Here is a 17,146-nt window from a genome sequence, read left to right as displayed (position 1 = left end):
CCTTCGTGGTGATTGCGGCTTTGCGCCGTCTGTCCGGGGCCTGTCGAGCGGGGATGGTCCCTGCTCCGAGACAGGAGCTCGAACATGTCACTCACCATCGCACAGCGTCACGCCTGGAGCCTCGCCCGCACCCTGATGGTCTGCATCACCCTGTTCCACGCCGGCAATGGCTACGCCGCCGTTCCCACGGCAGAATTCGATGGCGATGCCAGCAGCATCGTTCGCGAATATGACCCGTTCAATCCCTGACCGCGCCATTACGCGCTTGCCGGACGGGCCGGATACCCAATGGGTATTCCGGCCCGTCCGCATGTCTGATATGATGCCCATGCACATTGCGCTGCGGTGGTGGAGGAGAGCGCGTCCCTTACCCTTGATTCCAAGGAGGACGCCATGTTGATCGGTTTCACCCTCGTAATAGTCGCAGTCTACATGTGCTGCGCGCTGCTTTTCCGCCTCTCGGTGCATGCTCTGCCGCTCTTCGTTGGCTTTGCTGCCGCATCGGCCACTTACCATTCTGACCACGGCCTGATTGCCGCATTGGTCGCGGCCGCCTTGGCTGGCATCGCAACCATCGCACTTGCCCGGATTTCCCTCGGTCTGGCCCGTTCCGACCTTGCCCGCGCCGCCGTCGGTCTCGTCTTTGCCTTGCCGGCGGCACTAGCTGGCTACCACGCGGTCCATGGCATCGCTGCGGCGACGATGCCCGTCAGCATCTGGCCCACCGTCGTGGCGCTGATCGGCGCCGCCGTGATCGCTGCGACTTCATGGGTGCAGTGGAGCCGCTCTGCCCGCTGACGACGTTCACGCGAAGCCCCGCCCAGCGCCGCCGGGCGGGGCATACCCGATCAGACCCAGACCGGGACGGGGCAGCGGTGGGGATCAGGGTGAGTTATGCCTTAATTGCGCCAAGTGGCTGCCAAGGCGGCGCCAGGATCCCGCCTGACGAACGAGACCGCTGGGCCAAGGCCGAAGCTGGATTGGCGACACGAGCAAGCGCAATTCCGGACGAAGGGTGACAAGCGGTTTTGCGATGCCGCAATGCGGGTGTGCGGGGGGTAACTGCGGCACCAACAGCGGCTGGCCCTCATTCTTTCCAGCGCCGATCTGTGGGGTCCGATAAAGAGCCATGGATTTCCAGCTCAAGTGCGACCCGAGCCCAATGCGACCTCTTCAATGGCTTTGGTTGGCAGGGGATGGCTTCGCCTCTTGATCCCTTACTGCAACGCAAGTCCGCCCGGTTTCTTCCCCTGGGTCTGCGACCCATTCCTCGCGAGGCAAGAAACCCGCCGGCCCCGCGTCCTACACGTCCGTTCCGGCCCTGCGGGTGCAGCGGGCGCAAGCCCCTGCCTTCAACCAGCCATCGAGGCCGCGATGGGCGCGGGTTCGAGCAACTTGAAGGAATTGATCATGGCTAACATCGGAACTTTCACCAAGACCGGCAACGAATACAAGGGCGAGATCGTCACCATGTCGGTGCAGCAGAAGAACGTCCGCATCGTCCCCGAAGAAAGCGACAACGAAAACGCGCCGTCGCACCGGGTCTTCGTCGGCCGCGCGGAAATCGGCGCCGCCTGGACCAAGCGCTCGAACGAAGGCCGCGACTACCTCTCGGTCAAGCTCGACGATCCCAGCTTCACCGCCCCGATCTTCGCCAACCTGTTCGACGACGAAGACGGCAAGAGCTTCAACCTGATCTGGTCGCGCGCGCGCCGCACCAACGGCGACTGACCGGCCAGACAGGCCCCGCCCGGCACCGCCGGGCGGGGCTTCGCTGTACTCATTTTTCAGTGCTGTGTGGCGGATCGGCGAGAAGATCGGCAGGTTTGACATTGAGGGCCTGAGCAGCCTCGTGGATCGAAAGCAGAGTCGCGTTTTGCCCGCCGCGCTCGATCAAGCTGATGTAAGCGCGATCGACACCCATGCGCTCGGCCACCGCTTCCTGGCTTAGACCCGCGGCGAGCCGGTAGTGGCGAACATTTTCGCCGAACAATTTGCGGATATCCATCCGCAGCTTAGAAACCTGTCGCGTATCTCCGTGCTACGTATTATAATACGCGAACACTTTGATCAGTCGCATTGACGGAGCGATCCTCTGCTCCAACTACTTATCCCCTATTGCGTAGGGTGACCTCCTTCTTTGGGGAGATGCCAAGATTTCACCATTCTGGAGCTTCTTTCGTGCTAAGTGTAAAACTGTGTGAAACGGAGTCGAAACAAAGGCTCGGCCCATGACGACACCACCATTTGAAGACGCTCCGCCCGCCCATGAGCACATCACGGCATACGACGAGAGCCATTTTATTACGTATTTGCGGATACTTGATGCCTCTAGCGAAGGTGCCGATTGGCGCGAGGTCGCAGCAATCGTTTTCGGCCTGGATCCGACAGCTGAGCCGGAACGATCATCCCGCGTTTACAACACTCATCTCGATCGCGCACGTTGGATGACCACCAAAGGCTATCGACACTTACTTGAAAAATCGCGCAACTCGTGATGAGGCCCTAAATCGCTGTGGTATTTCCCCCAATTAGTTGCCCCTAATTCCATCGCGAATCCGGATAGAGTTCTGCAAACTTGGTTACTTCCATGTTTCCTATGTCAAACAAAGACTTGATGCTTGGCCTATTCGCCCATGCCACGCGGAGGTCTCATGTCTGGGGGAACGTCCTGGCGGTCGCCTTCCGCCGCAGAAAAGTATCGGGACCACGACTATGCGGATTTTGCGCAGGAGTTCCTGAACCGCAACGCAGACTATCGCCGCGATCATGCCGAGACGCTGGGAAGGATCGTTGACGATCCTGCTTCTGCGCGCATTGAAGAGGAGGGCCTGGCCGGGCGGTGGGGGCTGAGCTTTCCCCACCACGCCGGATGCGGATCCGCGCACCAGCCCCGCACTATGGTCTCCACACGCCGCTCCAGACGTAGTGTTGCTGGCAACTCCCAACATTGCGGCGATCCCATTGCTGCCCGGCTTTGAACCGCTGGTCGAAGCGGTCGGAGAGAAGGAGCACAATCTTGTTGCCGCCAAGGGCGCGGCGAGGCTGCGGCTATGCCTTCGCGCCGCTCTGCCGCAGTGCCCGGATTGTCTCGTCATCCAGAATGATCGGTGTGCCGCTGCCCGGCTTGCCGCCGCTACCCGCTTTGAGCGGGCGACGCGCGGGCTTGGCCTCGGACCGGACCGTGTTGCCTCACCATCTGCCTACCGGCGATCTCGGCTCGCCCTGCTGCTTGATATTCAGGACGGGATCGATGCGGGGATACCGCCACGCGACCTCGCCTTCGGCCTAGTCTTCCCGCGGCAGCGCCCTCTGGCCGGAGCGACCTGGAAAGGCTCGGGCGAACGCCGACATACGCTCCGGCTGATTGCCGATGCCCGCAGCTTGGTCACCAGCGGCTACCGCAAGTTGCTCTGTCACGATTAAACCCGTTCCGATCGGGGGTGACAGATTTCTTGCTGCACACTCTGTCACTCCCTCCCGGCGCTCTGCGTTCGCCATTGCTGCCTGCGACCAGCGGCAGTCCGCCGCTTTGGTCTAAGCCAAGCGGAGGCCGCCCATGGATGCCCGACCCACTCCCGTCATAGCCAGGTTCCTGCGAACACCCGATGCCGCAGTGCATGTGGGCCTATCCGCCCGCACGCTCGAGAAACATCGCTGCTTCGGGACCGGGCCGGTCTATCGCAAGCTCGGGGGAAGGATTGTCTACTCGGTCGAAGATCTCGACGCCTGGGCCGAACAAGGCTTGCGCCGTTCGACCAGCGACCCTGGCACAGGCATCGTCTATCCTGCCAAGCGGCTCGACGGCTATACGCCGCCGGTGCGCCGCTGAGCCCGGTCATGTCGCGCCTGTCCCAATTTCCGGCGGAGAGCCGCCAACTGGACTTGTTCGTAAGCGCTGGCGGCGACATCGCCGCGCGTGACGCCCAAGATCTGATGTCTTGGCCATTTTTCAGTCTGGCCAAGACCAAGCGGGTCAAGCCCATCGACTTCCGAATGGGCGAGGTCTCGATCCTGGTCGAGGCGACCGCTGAGCACGGCATGGCGACCATTTGGGACGCCGACGTTCTCATCTGGGTGGCCAGTCAGATAGTCGAGGCGCGCGATGCGGGTCGGGCGACCTCGCGGCTGATCGCCGCTACGCCGCACGAGATCCTCGCCTTCACCAGGCGCGGCACTGGCAAGGCCAGCTATGAGCGGCTGAAGGCCGGGCTCGACCGCCTTCAATCGACGACGATCGCCACTTCGATCCGCCAGCGTGATGCCCGGCGGCGGCACCGGTTCAGTTGGATCAACGAATGGAAGGAGCGCCTCGACGGTTCAGGCCGGGCGACGGGCATCGAGATGATCATCCCTGACTGGTTCTACGAAGGTGTGCTCGACCAGGCGCTCGTCCTGACCATCGACCCCGCCTACTTCGCGCTGACCGGCGGTCTGGAGCGCTGGCTTTACCGGATCGTGCGCAAGCATGGCGGTAAGCAGAAAGGTGGCTGGAGCTTCGACTTTCAACACCTGCACGTTAAGTCTGGCGCGCTCTCGCCGCCCAAGCGCTTCGCGTTCGAGCTGCGCGATATCGTCCGCCGTCAGGCGCTGCCCGGATACAGCCTGAGCCTCGATCACGCGCTCGGTCGCGAACGGTTGAACTTCGTTTCCATCCCCCTCGATCCGTTCGACGCAGCGATGCGCCGCGTCGGATTTCAGCCTGTGGATATGTCGTGATGCAACACGGACTATCAGGAACCGCCCGACTCGGACGATCAGGAACCGAAAGTTCGGACTATCGGGAACCGAAATGCCCCTCAAACCCGCAGAAAAACTGCCGTTCCCGCGCCCTTAACTTAGCTAACAAAGAATCCTTCGGATTCTTGCTAACGTCACCGCCCCTGTGGACGGACGGCGCAGCCCCGGCCCGCCGACCTGCCGATACGAGGGTCGATGACAGTCCACCGTTGACCCACGTCACGCTGTTCTGGCGCGAAGGCAAACACGAGGACTGGCTCAAGTTCGGCAAGCCAGTCGCGACACGGATCGTCAGCCGCAGCCAGCGCATAGAGAGCTATGCGCCGGGCCAGGTGTTCGCCCTCGTGCGCTGGGCCAGCAACGACTACGGCACGATCCGCTCTTCGCTCGACATCGTGCGTGCAGTGGAGCCGCACGAACCCGTCACGCCAGTCACGCAGGTCGATCCCGGCGGCGAGGTCCTGCTCGCGGTTCATGGTTGGCCCAAGGTCGCTCAGGTCTTCCGCCTGATCGATACAATCGAAGCTTCGGGCATCGACCCTACCGAGGTCGCGCCCGATCATTGGCGGCACATCCACAACCGGATGGCCGCACGCGAAGTGCCGCGCGCCTATGCGCCGGCGCGGCATCGCGCCTGGCTTCAGCGCAAGGATGTGCTGTCATGATCCGGCGGCGTTACGTGCTCGCAGGGCTGGTGGCCGCCGCAACACTCGCGACGCTCGCCGTGCCGGTCAGCCGCTACGCAATTTGGAACGCAAGCGCATCGGTTCCCACCGGACTTTACGCGATCCGAAGGAAGGCCAGCTTGCACGTCGGCGAGCGCGTGGCAGTCGAGCCGGAGCCCGCACTGCGACAGTTCCTCGCATCACGCGGCTATCTCCCCGCAGGCGTGCCTCTGATCAAGCGCATCGCTGCGGTCAGCGGTCAGCGCGTTTGCCGGTTCGGTCACGAGGTGACCATCGACGGAAACTTTGCTGGGGTTGCGCGCGACCGCGACCGTCTTGGCCGCCCACTTCCAGCATGGTTCGGCTGCCGGACGCTGCGCTCCGGTGAGCTGTTTTTGATGAACCCGGCTGCGCCCCACAGCTTCGACGGCCGCTATTTTGGCGTGCTGCGCATGGCCGATGTGATCGGCCGCGCGACGCCCATCTGGACCGACGAAGCGGGCGACGGCGACCACAAGTGGTTTGCCGATCCGCTCTCAGCCTTACCCACCAAACCCACCCCCAGTCCACCAACCGAAGGAGACTGACCCATGCGTATCGGACTTTTTGTTGCCGCCGATGGCGGCTTTGCCGGGCACTTGACCACGCTTACGCTCGACATCGATCTTGTCCTCGTTCCGGCTGACAACTCGGACAGCGAGAACGCACCGGACTTCCGGGTGATTGCAGGATCGGACGACGAAGCCCGCGAGGTCGGTGCTGGCTGGAAGCATGTTGGTGAGAAGGCCGGCGAATACGTCGCGATCCAGATCGACGACCCGATGTTCATCCAGCCCCTGCGGGCCAACCTGTTCCAGGGCGAAAACAACGGTCACGTTCTGGTGTGGTCGCGGCCGACCAAACGCGAAGCGGCAAACTGAGCCATGCGCCCGATTGCACCGCTCGCCTTCCTCGTCTCGGCATTTTGCCTGTTCGGAAACGCGCCTGCCTTCGGGCAGGCGGCTGCCGAACAGGCGCAGCGGCGCTCCGTCGATATCGCGGGTTACGTGGCCGAGGCCTCTCAGCGCTTCGGCATACCCGAGAACTGGATTTACGCGGTAATGCGCACCGAAAGCGCGGGACGGATCGGTGCTGTCTCATCGGCAGGGGCGAAGGGCCTGATGCAGCTCATGCCCGAAACCTGGACGCGGCAACGTGCCCGGCTCGGGCTCGGCAGCGACCCCTTCGATCAGCGCGACAACATCTTGGCAGGCACGTCCTACCTGCGTGAGATGTACGACAGCTACGGTGCCACAGGTATGCTTGCCGCCTACAATGCGGGACCTGGGCGATATGAAGATTGGCGGGATCGTGGCAGACCGCTCCCCACCGAAACCCGCGCCTATGTCGCGAAGATCGCACCGCAGCTGCAATCGGCGAGCACGGCGACTGTCGTCGCCAGCCCATCACGGGTGCAGCCGGTGCGCCTGTCATGGACGCAAAGCCAGCTGTTTGCCCCGCACACAGACGGCGATGACGGCGCATCCGGCAGCTTCGCCGCCGCCGCGCCGCCGCCAGCTGTTCGCGTTCGAAGTACCCCAATCATCGGTCTCTTTGCACCCGTTTCGGCGAGTGGTTCGCAATGAACACGCTTTTCGCTTTGTTGCGCGTCAAGGCGTGGTCTGGAGCACTAAGGGTTGGATTGAGGTTGGAAGCGAAGGAGGAGGAAGGACGATGGCGAGATAAAAGAGCGGCTGGCTGTTGGGTTCGTGAGGGGCAGAAATCCTTGGCTTCGTGCGCCATACGCATCTTGAGCCTGCTGGCGCCGCGTCGCGTTTTTCCCGCAATTCTGCCACTTCTGCAGCCGTCGCCTATCCGCAAGGCGCCTTTCCGATGAGCGATGACGATTTTGAGGTGAAGCCTGGCCGCGTCCGGGATCGCGGGCGGCCTTCAGGGCAAAAGGCCAAATCGCTCGCCGGGTGCGTGCTCCAGGTTTCGAAGCGCGCAGGCTACACGTCACTTTCCCGACGCATGGGCGGTGGCACCGGTCGATCCGGTCGCGGCCGCGGAGCCGCGCTGGCCATGCGTCGATCGCCCACCCAGCGCCGGGTGGTTATCAAGGCCCGCGTCGTTCGGCACAAAGGCTCGCACTTTCGCGCCGCACCGCTTGCCCGCCACCTCACTTATCTCAAGCGCGACGGGGTTGACCGCGAGGGAACCGAAGGCCGCCTGTTCGACCAGGACGGCGACAGTGTCGATGCCGAAGGCTTTTCGACGCGCTGCGAGGACGATCGGCACCACTTCCGTTTTATCGTGTCGCCCGAAGATGCCGCCGAGATGGAGGACTTACGCGCCTTCACGCGCGAACTGATGGATGACATGGCGCACGATCTTGGAACCCGGCTCGACTGGGTAGCGGTCGATCATTGGAACACCGACAACCCTCATATGCATATCCTGGTGCGTGGGCGTGCAGACGATGGCCGCGACCTGGTCATCGACCGCAATTACATTCGCGAGGGAATGCGCGGCCGCGCCCAAGAGCGGGTCACTGCCGAACTCGGCCACAGAACCGAGCGCGAGATAGAACAAGCTTTGCGCCGCGAAGTGAGCGCCGAACGCTGGACGAGTCTCGACCGCAGCCTGCAACGTCTCCAAGACGAGAGCGGCTTGGTCGACCTGCGTCCCGAACCGTCCGGTCATGCGCGTTCCGACCGTGCCCTGCTGATCGGTAGGGCGACCGCGCTCGAACGGCTTGGTCTAGCCGAATCACATGGCCCGGCCTGCTGGAGTCTGGGGAACGATCTTGAAGCCCAGCTCCGCGCGCTCGGCGAGCGCGGAGACATCATCAAGACCATGCATCGCGCCATGTTGCGCCAGATCGGCAGCGCCGAGACCGGGCGGTTTGCGATGCATGGCGAGGCACCGGGCGAACCCATTATTGGCCGCTTGATCGAACGCGGCCTGCACGACGAACTGACCGGCGAGGCCTATGCTGTGGTCGATGGCGTCGATGGCCGCGTCCATCATCTCAAGTTCTCCGATCTCGAAGTCACTGGTGATGCAGAACCCGGCGCGATCGTCGAACTCAGAAGCTGGGACGACAAACGCGGGCGCCGACAACAGTCGCTGGCGCTGCGCTCGGATCTGGCGCTAGCCGAGCAGGTCACGGCGAACGGCGCGACCTGGCTCGACCGCCAGCTGGTCGCAGCCGAGCCGCAGATCACCGGCAGCGGATTTGGCATCGAGGTCGAACAGGCCAAGATCGCCAGAGCGGAGTATCTGGCGGAGCAGGGTCTGGCGCGTCGGCAAGGTAACCGGCTCACCCTCGCGCGCGATCTCATTTCGACGCTCCGTGACCGAGAGCTTGCCAGCGCCGCTAGCGCCATCACCCACCGCACCGGACTCGACCATGCGGCCGGCGAAGAAGGCGACCGGGTGAAAGGCCTCTACCGAGAGCGGCTCAAACTTGCTTCAGGCCGTTTCGCAATGATGGAGCATGCCCACGGGTTCGAGCTCGTGCCGTGGAAGCCGTCGCTCGACCGACACCTGGGCGAGCAGGTGATGGGTACGATCAAGAGCGGCGGCGGGATCGAATGGTCACTCGGTCGCAGCCGCGGCATCACTATCTGACGATCAACCGGACCGGCCAATCGAAGTGCCTGCGCTGCTCGCGCCGCTGCACTTCGCTCGTCGCATATGCATCCGCTGCTCGGATGATCCCGAAGTCATTGGGGAACAGCGGCATGTTGCTCGCCATGAGTTCTGCAGAACTTGCCTCGCGGAACACCGCATACGGGGCGAGCTGGCGCAAGATGCTAACCGCAAGATCCTTGCTCTGTCCACGCTTGCCAGTGACCGCCAGTCCGATGCCGATCGCGCGGGCCAGCTCGATATCGTCGATCCGCACTTTCATCACAGCATCGCCAATTGCCGGTCGCGGTCACCATTGAGACACGCATCGGCACGCAATGCCGCCTCGACCGCATTGCGGTAATGAACGGTCCCGTATTTCTCGGCTTCGGGAAACGGAACTGGGGTCCACTCCTCACCTGGATAGACGCTCTCGTAGATCGCGCGCGCGGCTTCGCGCAGCGCCGGATCGTGCTGCATGATTATCATTCCTGTCGCAAAGCCGAATCGGCAAGGTTGGAACGATATTCGTTCTATATATGTTCTTCAAGACGGTGATGTCAGCTTTACGAACGTGGGTCCTATCCCGCCAGCCTTTCCGATCATGCGCCGGCCTGCGCTGACCACGGCAGATCCCTTGCAATTTCGCCATTCCGGCACCGACATGCCCGCCGTAACGGGTAGGAGCCAGGTCAATGTCTGCGGCGAAGATCCTGTGGGGCCAGGTGCTGGCCGTGTTCCTGATCATTCTTGCCAGCGTCTGGGCCGCGACGCAGTGGACAGCATCCGCGCTCGGCTTCCAGCCTGAGCTTGGCAGCCCCTGGTTCTTGGCATTGGGCCATCCGGTTTACCGGCCCTATGACCTGTTCTGGTGGTGGTTCTCTTACGACGCTTACGCCCCGGAGGTGTTCGACAAGGGCGGGATGATCGCAACCTCGGGCGGGTTCGTCGCGATCGTCGTCGCCATCGCCATGTCGGTGTGGCGCGGCCGCGAGAACAGCAATGCCAAGACGTATGGTTCAGCGCGCTGGGCTGAGCGAGCCGATATCAAGCGCATCGGCCTCCTCTCCGAAACCGGCGTGGTGCTCGGCAAGTTCCAGAACAATTATCTGCGCCATGACGGTCCTGAGCACGTGCTGTGCTTCGCGCCAACTCGATCGGGCAAGGGCGTGGGCCTCGTCATCCCGACCCTGCTGACCTGGCCCGGCTCGGCGATCGTCCACGACATCAAGGGCGAGAACTGGACACTCACCGCCGGCTTCCGCTCAAGCTTCAGCCGCACCCTGCTGTTCGACCCCACCAATCTCGCCTCTGCCCACTACAACCCGTTGCTCGAAGTGCGCCGTGGGATCAGCGAAGTGCGCGACGTTCAAAACATCGCTGACATCCTGGTCGACCCCGAAGGCAGCCTTGAGAAGCGCAACCATTGGGAGAAAACGAGCCATGCCCTGCTTGTTGGGGCCATTCTGCACGTCCTCTACGCCGAGCCCGACAAGACCCTAGCAGGTGTAGCTGCGTTCCTGTCCGATCCCGAACGCTCGATCGAGGAAACGCTTGATGCGATGATGGCGACCGCGCACCTGGGCGAGGCTGGCCCGCACCCTGTCGTCGCCAGCGCCGCCCGCGAGCTGCTGAACAAGTCGGACAACGAGCGATCCGGGGTGTTGTCGACCGCCATGTCCTATCTCGGGCTCTACCGAGATCCGGTGATTGCCGAGGTCACAAGTTGGTCGGACTGGCGGATTGCCGACCTTGTCGAGGCCAAGCGGCCTGCCACTCTCTACCTGGTCGTGCCGCCATCCGACATCAGCCGGACCAAACCTCTCATCCGCCTGATCCTAAATCAGATCGGGCGACGGCTGACCGAGGAGCTTTCCCCCAAGGCGCAGCGCCACCGGCTGCTGATGATGCTCGACGAGTTCCCGGCACTGGGGCGTCTCGACTTTTTCGAGAGCGCGCTCGCGTTCATGGCTGGCTATGGGCTCAAGTCGTTTCTCATCGCGCAGTCGCTCAACCAGATCGAGCGGGCCTACGGCAAGAACAATGCGATCCTCGACAACTGCCATGTCAGGGTAGCGTTCGCGACCAATGATGAAGGGACCGCGAAGCGCGTGTCGGAATCGCTGGGCACAGCAACCGAGCAACGCTCAATGCGCAACTATGCCGGTCACCGACTGTCGCCTTGGCTCGGTCACCTGATGGTCTCCCGCTCAGAAACGTCGCGCCCACTGCTGACCCAGGGTGAGATCCTCCAGTTGCCTGAAACAGACGAGATCGTCATGCTGTCCGGGTCGCCGCCGATAAAGGCGAAAAAAGCGCGCTACTATGCAGATCCGAGGCTACAGGCGCGGATCCAGTCCCCTCCGGAATCTAGCCAGGCCAAGTCCAATAATCCGAAGACCGACGACTGGAGTGATCTCCCCGCCGTCAAGCCGATGCTGAAGAAGCGGCGCAAGGCGGTAGCCAGTCATGATCCCGCCAATGGCGGTATCCGCCGGGAACCGGAAATTCCGGCCCACGTCGATGTTCTGCCCCAAGCTAGCAAGGATCGTTCTGGCGAGTTCGATTTTGGCGATCGGGCAGAAGGGATTGACGATGCAGCCCGTGCAGAGCGCCTTCGCTTAAACATAGTTCGAAACGCAAGTCAGGCTTCACTGGATCCAGGCGATGGAATTGAGCTGTGAAGTCGAAACACACCTTCCGCTTGCCACCTGATCTCGCAGACCGGCTAGCCGACTATGCGCGAAGGAAGCGCGTGACCCAAGCGCAGGTTGTCGAAACGGCGTTGAACTCGTTTCTCTCGCCTGACGGGTCGGAACGAATGGAAGCGGCGTTCAGCCGCCGGATCGATAAAGTCGTGCGGCAACTCGACAAGCTGGACTACCGGGTAGAGCTGAATTCTGAGGCATTGGCGCTGTTTGTGCGGTTTTGGCTGACGGCCAACCCGGCACTGCCGGATGCAGCTCGGGTAGCGGCTCAGGCGCAGGGCAAGGAGCGATTTGAGGGCTTCGTCGAAGCGTTGGCGCGGAAGATGGAGTTTGGACCAAAGCTGGTCGAAGCTGTGGGGCGGTTGGGCAGCGGGGTGTAGGGCCGCTCAGGCGGACAATCCAGCAAGTCTCGTTTTGGACGCCAATGAGGATAGCGGACATCCCGGACGGTAGATCGGCGTTTTGACCTAGCGCCTCACGGAGCGCGGTCGTCGCTGCCGCGTTACTCCTCCGACGGCGGCGGCTCGACCCGGGTCTTGCCGTCGAGCCAGTCCTGATAGGCCGCGATCTCCGCCTCGACCCGGTCGATGCCACGATCGATCACATAGGGGCCCCAGTCGCGCCCGTGGTAGAGCAGCTTGATCGAGGCGAAGGCGACGTCGATCGCGAAGCGCGAGGCCAGCCCCGGCTGGATCAGCGCGCCGTCGAAGGGATGGCGCAGGAAGCGAAGCAGCCGGTCGAAGAACAAAGCGGCCTGGGTGTCGCGCCAGGCTTCGCTTGCAAGCTCGATAATTGCCGGGCGCGGCGCGGTCCTGCCATTCCAGTCATCGTTGAGGAAAGCGCTGACGAGGATCGTACGACGCAGGACGCAGACCGCCTCGGCCATCTCGTAGATCGAGAAGACAGGGTCGCCTTCGTCCGCCATGCTCGTGGGTTCGCTGTGATGGGTTTCGATGGCCGAGATCAGCGTCTGCACCGTCGCCCCCTCATAGCCGAACACGCCCCGGAACACGGGCGGCCCGCTGCGTCGTCCGCCGATCGCCTCGTCGAGATGCCGCAGCGCATCGATCAGCTCACCCGAGGACAGGTTGGACTTGACCTCGATCACCGCTCGCACGGCTTCGAATGGAACTACGACGAGATTCCCAGCATGAAACAGCGGGGCGTAGTCGAGCTGGTCATAGATCAGGATGTCGATCTGACGGTCCGATCCCTCGATGAAGCCGGTCGCGGCATGGAAGCGCTGGGGCACATGGCGTTCGAGGAGCGCTCGCAAAAGTTCCTCACGCTGCCCGCCGACGGCTGGGCCGTGGCCGATCAGCCGGCCGATCTGCTCGGCTTGCATGCCGATCTCATGGGCGAAGGAGGAAGCATAGGACCGGTAGTTCTCGCGATCGCGCCCGATCGCGGACCGTGACAGCCGCACAGTGTCGCGCTTGCCGCTCACCCTGGCGACGAACGTGCCATTGCCGACGAAGAGGCGGACGATCGCTTCCATGTCACGCGCGAGCAGGCCCAGACCGGCGATCCGGGCAAGAGCGTCGGAGAGCTTGAGCGTGCCGCCGGCGTCCTCGATCTCGCGGGCCAGGACGTTCTCGACGCGTAGGATCATCGCGTAGCCGACACTGTGCCGCGAGGGACGCACGTAGATGTCGCCGTGCGGCGGCTCGCGCAGGATCTTCAGGCCTCCGTCCTTGTGCTGCCAATAGGTAAGGCGACCACCATCGTCGATCACGGAGATCTAGGACTGGGCATCCCAGGGATCGGCCATCGGGACGAGGATGTCGCGCGAGCGATAGGGCGGGTTTTGCCGCGAATTGGTCATGACGATCAGGCCTGCTGACTGCGTTTGTAGAGTTCAACGACCCAGGGCGACGGCGCGCCATCACGATAGACGATGGACAGTTCCTTTCGCGGTCGGGTCACCCCAACATAGAAAAGGCGGCGCGCCTCGCGGAGCGCAGCTGCAGACTTCTCGTCGCGCCGGCTCGGGATATCGCCAGCGTTCATGCCGTAGAGGATGACCGCGTCAAACTCGCGGCCCTTGGCACTGTGCAGGGTCGAGAGGCTGACCCGGCCAGTGCCCTCAATCCGACCGGCGAAGATGTTGAGCGCTATGTCCCGCCCGCGTGCCGGATCGGTCTTCCCGACCATCTCGGCGCAGACATCCCATTCCTGATGCGGATTGCGTGCGAGCACGCGCCAAGGCTCGATAAGCTCCCGACACAGGCGCCGGAGCCAAGTGTGGGTGGTCTCGCCGCCGTCGATGCCGCTGCGCAGGAACGCGATGAGCTGGCCCGACAGCGCCAGGGCCTCGGCTTCGCTGCAGCGCCCGCCATAGACGATCGCCCGAGCCTGCACGGCCAGCCGCGCGAACGGCGGGTCGGCATCGCGCCAGCCACCGGCGACCCACGCCGCGCAACCTTCTACGAGGCGCGCGAGCCGCGAGCTGCGCTTGACCAGCGCGTTGCCGTCGGTGCGCATATAAGCGGTGCCAGTCTGGTCGAGCGCGCTGGCGAGCTTGTCGCCGAGCCACGCCGCCCGATAGAGGATGGCTACCTCTTCGGCGGGATGGCGTTCGAGCAGCTTGGGCAAGATCTGGTTTGCAATGGCAGATGCCTGCGCATCAAGATCGCCTTTCACCTTCCAGAAGAACAGGTCGCCTTCTGGCGCGGCGTCGACACCGCGATAGTCGCGCTCCTCGCCAAGGGCACCCAGCGAAGCGCGGATGATCTTCGCGCCCGAGCGATAGTTGAATCGCAGCCGGACTTCGCGGACGTCGGGACGAGCAACGAGCGATTGCAGCAGCTCGGGATTGGCGCCGGTAAAGCCGTAGATCGACTGGTCGGCGTCGCCGACCGCGAACAGCCGAATGCCGCCGGCGAAGCAGAGCAGAAGGACGAGTTCATGGAGCGCATGCCCCAGATCCTGATATTCATCGACGAATAGGATTGGGAACCGCGCACGGATCGCGGACCGGATCCACGCGTGATCCCGTATCATGCGGTAGGCGATGAGCGGCATGTCGTCGAAGTCGATCAGACCATGGCGGCGCAATTCGGCCTCATAGGACTCGACGAAGTCGGCGAGTTCGGGATTGCGCCCGCGCCAGTGGGCAAGTGAGCGATCGACCTCACGTCGGCGCTTCTCCTCGGCGAACTGCCAGCGCGCATGCGGGTCGAACTGGTCATCGAACACCGCAGTATAGGCGACCTCGACCGCTGCGCGGGTTTCATCGCGCGTAGCTACGCGGACCTCGTCGGGGAGCAACCCGGCGAGGCAGCGCGCATAGGGCATGATCACCTGGGTCAGCGCGAAGCTGTGGACGGTTCCAACGAAGTTGCGGTCGCTGCCGTCGATGCCGAAGGCGGCAAGCCGCGTTTCAAGCTCGATCGCGCACTCATTGTTGTAGGTGATGCAGGCGACCCCGCGTGGATCGACGACGTCTTCGGTTAGCACCCGCGCCATCGCGGTCGTCAGCGTCTTGGTCTTGCCGCTGCCGGGTCCGGCGAGTACCACGCAGTGCCCGCGCTCGTGCACGGCTTCGCGCTGCTCGGGATTGCCGGCGAGGTCTGCCAAGGCGCGCGACAAGGCGAGATGGTTAGACACGCGCCGCCACGAAATTGATGGCGGCGGCGATATAGGCAGGCGGATGCTGACCGAACGGCAGCTTCTTAGCGAGCTTAGCACCGAGCCGTCCTTTGCCGATATCGGCGATCATCGCGAGCAACTGCCCTGCATCGACCGGTGTCCCGGCGCGCCACGCGGCGATCCGCGCCGTGCGCACCGAGCCGAACCCCTGATCGGACAAAATGTCGAGCAGCGCGCCGAGCAAGGCGGGGGTATTGGCGACCGAGACCTCGAAGGTCTGGTCGTTCAAAAAGATGCCGGCATTTTCCCAGCCCTTGCTGAACGCCGAGAATTCGGCGGCCGCCCACTGCGCGCGCGCCTCAGGCGTCAGGACGGCCTGACCAGTGACCGAGGCCGTGGCATCCCAGATGTCGAGCGTTCGCGCCATTCCGAGCGGCGGCTTGGTGCCATCGAGCGGATCCCAATCGGTCACCACGGCGAAAGGCAGGCCGAGGCTGGCGGCGAGCTTCACATAGGGCGTAAAATTGACGCCCGCGACGTTGCATATGGTGATGCCGAGCCGGTCCAGGCTGTGGCCCATGGCGTCCGCAAAGGCCGGCATCAGCGCTTCCTCGGCGTCGCCCTCGACGAAGATCACGCCGCGCGAAAAGAGCAATTCCGAGCGCGTCGCGGTCAGATAGCGCTCGATGTCCACCAGCTCGTCGTCGGTCACGGGCAAATTGGCGAGCGAATAGGCCAGCGCCTTGCCACCCGAGGATTTCAGATGGACGATGGCGCGCAGCGGCGCGACCGCAGCCAGAGTCGGCGAATGGCTGGTGACGATCAGCGCCTGGGCGGGGTCGCCGCCGTTGAACAGCTTGTCGAACACGCCGCGCTGGAGCTGGGGATGAAGGTGCGCCTCGGGCTCCTCTATGCACAAAAGGGAGAAGTTGCGCTCGTTTTTGGCGCGGCGCCAGGCGAACTCGGCGAGCTTGAGCGCAATGAGCGCGACATTGGCCGAACCGAGGCTGGCCTCGGCAATGCCACGCCGGCCGTTGTCGATGAACATCGCGATCGAGCGAAACAGCCGCAATGGATCGGCTGGCGCGAAGCGCAGTCGCGCGTCGATGTCGTGCGCTGTGCCAGCGAGATCCAATATTCCCGAGCGCAGCCCGTCTTCGAGCGCCTTGACCGTGGGGAAGGCCTCGAGCGCCCGGGTAGCGCGATCGAGGTCGGCGGCCACGTCGTCGAGCGATGCGCGATCGACACCCGCAATAGCATCCTCGAGCAGTGGTCGTAGTGGCGAGTTGCGCCATGACCCAAGCTGCCCTTCGGCGTCACGCAAGGCATCGAGCATGTCGAGGGCGATCCGGCGCCGCACACGGCTCGGCAAGGATCGGGCTTCGTCGCCACCGCCGAAAACGATGAATTCGCAGTCGGCCGTGGATTGTAGTGGCCCGGCGACCTCAGCTTTCTTACGGAAAATATAGCTCAGCCGCGCTACGGTCGCGTCGGCCGCGGTCCTGAAGTCGGTGAGCAAGGCCGCCTGGGCATCGTCGCCGTCAAAGTCGGCGAAGTCGAGATGGACCTCGATCTGTGGCGAGGCGGCAAGATCGCACCCGTCCCAATAGTCCGAGAGCTTAAGCTGGCGCGCCGCATCCGGTAGGGTCGGGTCGAGCACCAGCCGAATCGCGAATAGGAGATTGCTCTTCCCTACGCGATTCTCGCCGAGGAGGACGACGTTGCCGCCAAGTGGAATATCGACCGCCTCGAAATTGCGAAAATTGCGAATACTGAGCTTGGCCAATCGCACGGTAAACCTTTCTCAGGAAACAGGTATCAACCTTCCTG

At 63.4% G+C, this 17,146-nt stretch carries 21 protein-coding genes; 15 read left to right on the top strand and 6 right to left on the bottom strand.

Features of this window, described 5'->3' with window-relative positions:
* Positions 1-84 precede the first annotated feature (84 nt).
* The 3 genes from Q0071_RS05935 to Q0071_RS05925 all read left to right on the top strand — a co-directional run bounded on the left by Q0071_RS05935 (position 85) and on the right by Q0071_RS05925 (position 1,731).
* Positions 85-249, top strand: a complete 165-nt coding sequence (locus Q0071_RS05935; RefSeq protein WP_298166325.1) for a hypothetical protein — start codon at positions 85-87, stop codon at positions 247-249.
* Between the two features lie 144 nt (positions 250-393).
* Complete coding sequence (locus tag Q0071_RS05930; protein WP_298166323.1) at positions 394-798, top strand: hypothetical protein; 405 nt, start codon at positions 394-396, stop codon at positions 796-798.
* A 612-nt stretch (positions 799-1,410) separates the two neighbouring features.
* On the top strand, positions 1,411-1,731 hold the full coding sequence (locus tag Q0071_RS05925) for a DUF736 domain-containing protein (RefSeq protein WP_120222423.1): 321 nt from the start codon (positions 1,411-1,413) through the stop codon (positions 1,729-1,731).
* 49 nt (positions 1,732-1,780) lie between these two features.
* Here the strand turns inward: Q0071_RS05925 and Q0071_RS05920 are convergent, their stop codons facing one another.
* A complete protein-coding gene (locus Q0071_RS05920) occupies positions 1,781-2,008 on the bottom strand; it encodes a helix-turn-helix transcriptional regulator (protein ID WP_298166319.1) in 228 nt (75 codons plus the stop codon).
* A 223-nt stretch (positions 2,009-2,231) separates the two neighbouring features.
* Here Q0071_RS05920 and Q0071_RS05915 point away from each other — a divergent pair, with 223 nt between their 5' ends.
* From Q0071_RS05915 to Q0071_RS05870, 10 genes are all read left to right on the top strand, one after another.
* Complete coding sequence (locus Q0071_RS05915; RefSeq protein WP_298166317.1) at positions 2,232-2,498, top strand: DUF2285 domain-containing protein; 267 nt, start codon at positions 2,232-2,234, stop codon at positions 2,496-2,498.
* 138 nt (positions 2,499-2,636) lie between these two features.
* A complete protein-coding gene (locus Q0071_RS05910; RefSeq protein WP_366886131.1) occupies positions 2,637-2,981 on the top strand; it encodes a DUF6499 domain-containing protein in 345 nt (114 codons plus the stop codon).
* Entirely contained in the window at positions 2,929-3,426 is a 498-nt protein-coding gene (locus Q0071_RS05905) for a DUF2285 domain-containing protein (RefSeq protein WP_298166314.1), read from the top strand. Before Q0071_RS05910 ends, Q0071_RS05905 begins: the two co-directional genes overlap by 53 nt.
* Before the next feature lie 133 nt (positions 3,427-3,559).
* Positions 3,560-3,832 carry a helix-turn-helix domain-containing protein gene (locus tag Q0071_RS05900; RefSeq protein WP_298166312.1) on the top strand — a complete coding sequence of 91 codons (273 nt, stop codon included), beginning with the start codon at positions 3,560-3,562 and terminating at the stop codon, positions 3,830-3,832.
* A gap of 8 nt (positions 3,833-3,840) precedes the next feature.
* Positions 3,841-4,719 carry a replication initiator protein A gene (locus tag Q0071_RS05895; protein WP_298166310.1) on the top strand — a complete coding sequence of 293 codons (879 nt, stop codon included), beginning with the start codon at positions 3,841-3,843 and terminating at the stop codon, positions 4,717-4,719.
* 230 nt (positions 4,720-4,949) lie between these two features.
* The gene (locus Q0071_RS05890; RefSeq protein WP_298166308.1) at positions 4,950-5,405 is read left to right on the top strand and encodes a DUF2840 domain-containing protein; all 456 of its coding nucleotides are present in this window, start codon (positions 4,950-4,952) and stop codon (positions 5,403-5,405) included.
* Positions 5,402-5,992 carry a S26 family signal peptidase gene (locus tag Q0071_RS05885; RefSeq protein WP_298166305.1) on the top strand — a complete coding sequence of 197 codons (591 nt, stop codon included), beginning with the start codon at positions 5,402-5,404 and terminating at the stop codon, positions 5,990-5,992. The genes Q0071_RS05890 and Q0071_RS05885 overlap by 4 nt, the downstream gene beginning before the upstream one ends.
* 3 nt (positions 5,993-5,995) lie before the next feature.
* On the top strand, positions 5,996-6,325 hold the full coding sequence (locus Q0071_RS05880; RefSeq protein ID WP_298166303.1) for a DUF736 domain-containing protein: 330 nt from the start codon (positions 5,996-5,998) through the stop codon (positions 6,323-6,325).
* Between the two features lie 3 nt (positions 6,326-6,328).
* The gene (locus tag Q0071_RS05875; RefSeq protein ID WP_298166301.1) at positions 6,329-7,030 is read left to right on the top strand and encodes a lytic transglycosylase domain-containing protein; all 702 of its coding nucleotides are present in this window, start codon (positions 6,329-6,331) and stop codon (positions 7,028-7,030) included.
* A 247-nt stretch (positions 7,031-7,277) separates the two neighbouring features.
* Positions 7,278-9,017: a VirD2 family relaxase/mobilization nuclease gene (locus tag Q0071_RS05870; RefSeq protein WP_298166299.1), complete on the top strand. Its 1,740-nt coding sequence runs from the start codon at positions 7,278-7,280 to the stop codon at positions 9,015-9,017.
* On the opposite strand, the gene Q0071_RS05865 is transcribed toward Q0071_RS05870, so the two are convergent.
* Together Q0071_RS05865 and Q0071_RS05860 are read right to left on the bottom strand one after the other, a co-directional pair.
* Positions 9,010-9,300 carry a hypothetical protein gene (locus Q0071_RS05865; RefSeq protein ID WP_298166296.1) on the bottom strand — a complete coding sequence of 97 codons (291 nt, stop codon included), beginning with the start codon at positions 9,298-9,300 and terminating at the stop codon, positions 9,010-9,012. The two genes, Q0071_RS05870 and Q0071_RS05865, sit on opposite strands and share 8 nt — an antisense overlap.
* On the bottom strand, positions 9,300-9,497 hold the full coding sequence (locus Q0071_RS05860) for a hypothetical protein (RefSeq protein ID WP_298166294.1): 198 nt from the start codon (positions 9,495-9,497) through the stop codon (positions 9,300-9,302). The genes Q0071_RS05865 and Q0071_RS05860 overlap by 1 nt, the downstream gene beginning before the upstream one ends.
* A 215-nt stretch (positions 9,498-9,712) precedes the next feature.
* On the opposite strand from Q0071_RS05860, the gene Q0071_RS05855 reads away from it, so the two are divergent.
* On the top strand, positions 9,713-11,701 hold the full coding sequence (locus Q0071_RS05855) for a conjugal transfer protein TraG (RefSeq protein WP_298166292.1): 1,989 nt from the start codon (positions 9,713-9,715) through the stop codon (positions 11,699-11,701).
* The gene (locus tag Q0071_RS05850) at positions 11,698-12,105 is read left to right on the top strand and encodes a CopG family transcriptional regulator (RefSeq protein WP_298166290.1); all 408 of its coding nucleotides are present in this window, start codon (positions 11,698-11,700) and stop codon (positions 12,103-12,105) included. The genes Q0071_RS05855 and Q0071_RS05850 overlap by 4 nt, the downstream gene beginning before the upstream one ends.
* A gap of 122 nt (positions 12,106-12,227) precedes the next feature.
* Here the strand turns inward: Q0071_RS05850 and Q0071_RS05845 are convergent, their stop codons facing one another.
* The 3 genes from Q0071_RS05845 to Q0071_RS05835 form a co-directional block, all read right to left on the bottom strand.
* Positions 12,228-13,460: a DUF6602 domain-containing protein gene (locus Q0071_RS05845; protein WP_298166287.1), complete on the bottom strand. Its 1,233-nt coding sequence runs from the start codon at positions 13,458-13,460 to the stop codon at positions 12,228-12,230.
* A gap of 95 nt (positions 13,461-13,555) precedes the next feature.
* Positions 13,556-15,334, bottom strand: a complete 1,779-nt coding sequence (locus tag Q0071_RS05840; RefSeq protein WP_298166285.1) for an ATP-dependent helicase — start codon at positions 15,332-15,334, stop codon at positions 13,556-13,558.
* Positions 15,327-17,108, bottom strand: a complete 1,782-nt coding sequence (locus Q0071_RS05835; RefSeq protein WP_298166283.1) for an AAA family ATPase — start codon at positions 17,106-17,108, stop codon at positions 15,327-15,329. Before Q0071_RS05835 ends, Q0071_RS05840 begins: the two co-directional genes overlap by 8 nt.
* Between the last annotated feature and the right edge of the window lie 38 nt (positions 17,109-17,146).

The organism is Novosphingobium sp., assembly GCF_027486195.1.
Taxonomy (GTDB): Bacteria; Pseudomonadota; Alphaproteobacteria; order Sphingomonadales; family Sphingomonadaceae; genus Novosphingobium.
This window is presented reverse-complemented; position numbering and strand designations above follow the sequence as displayed.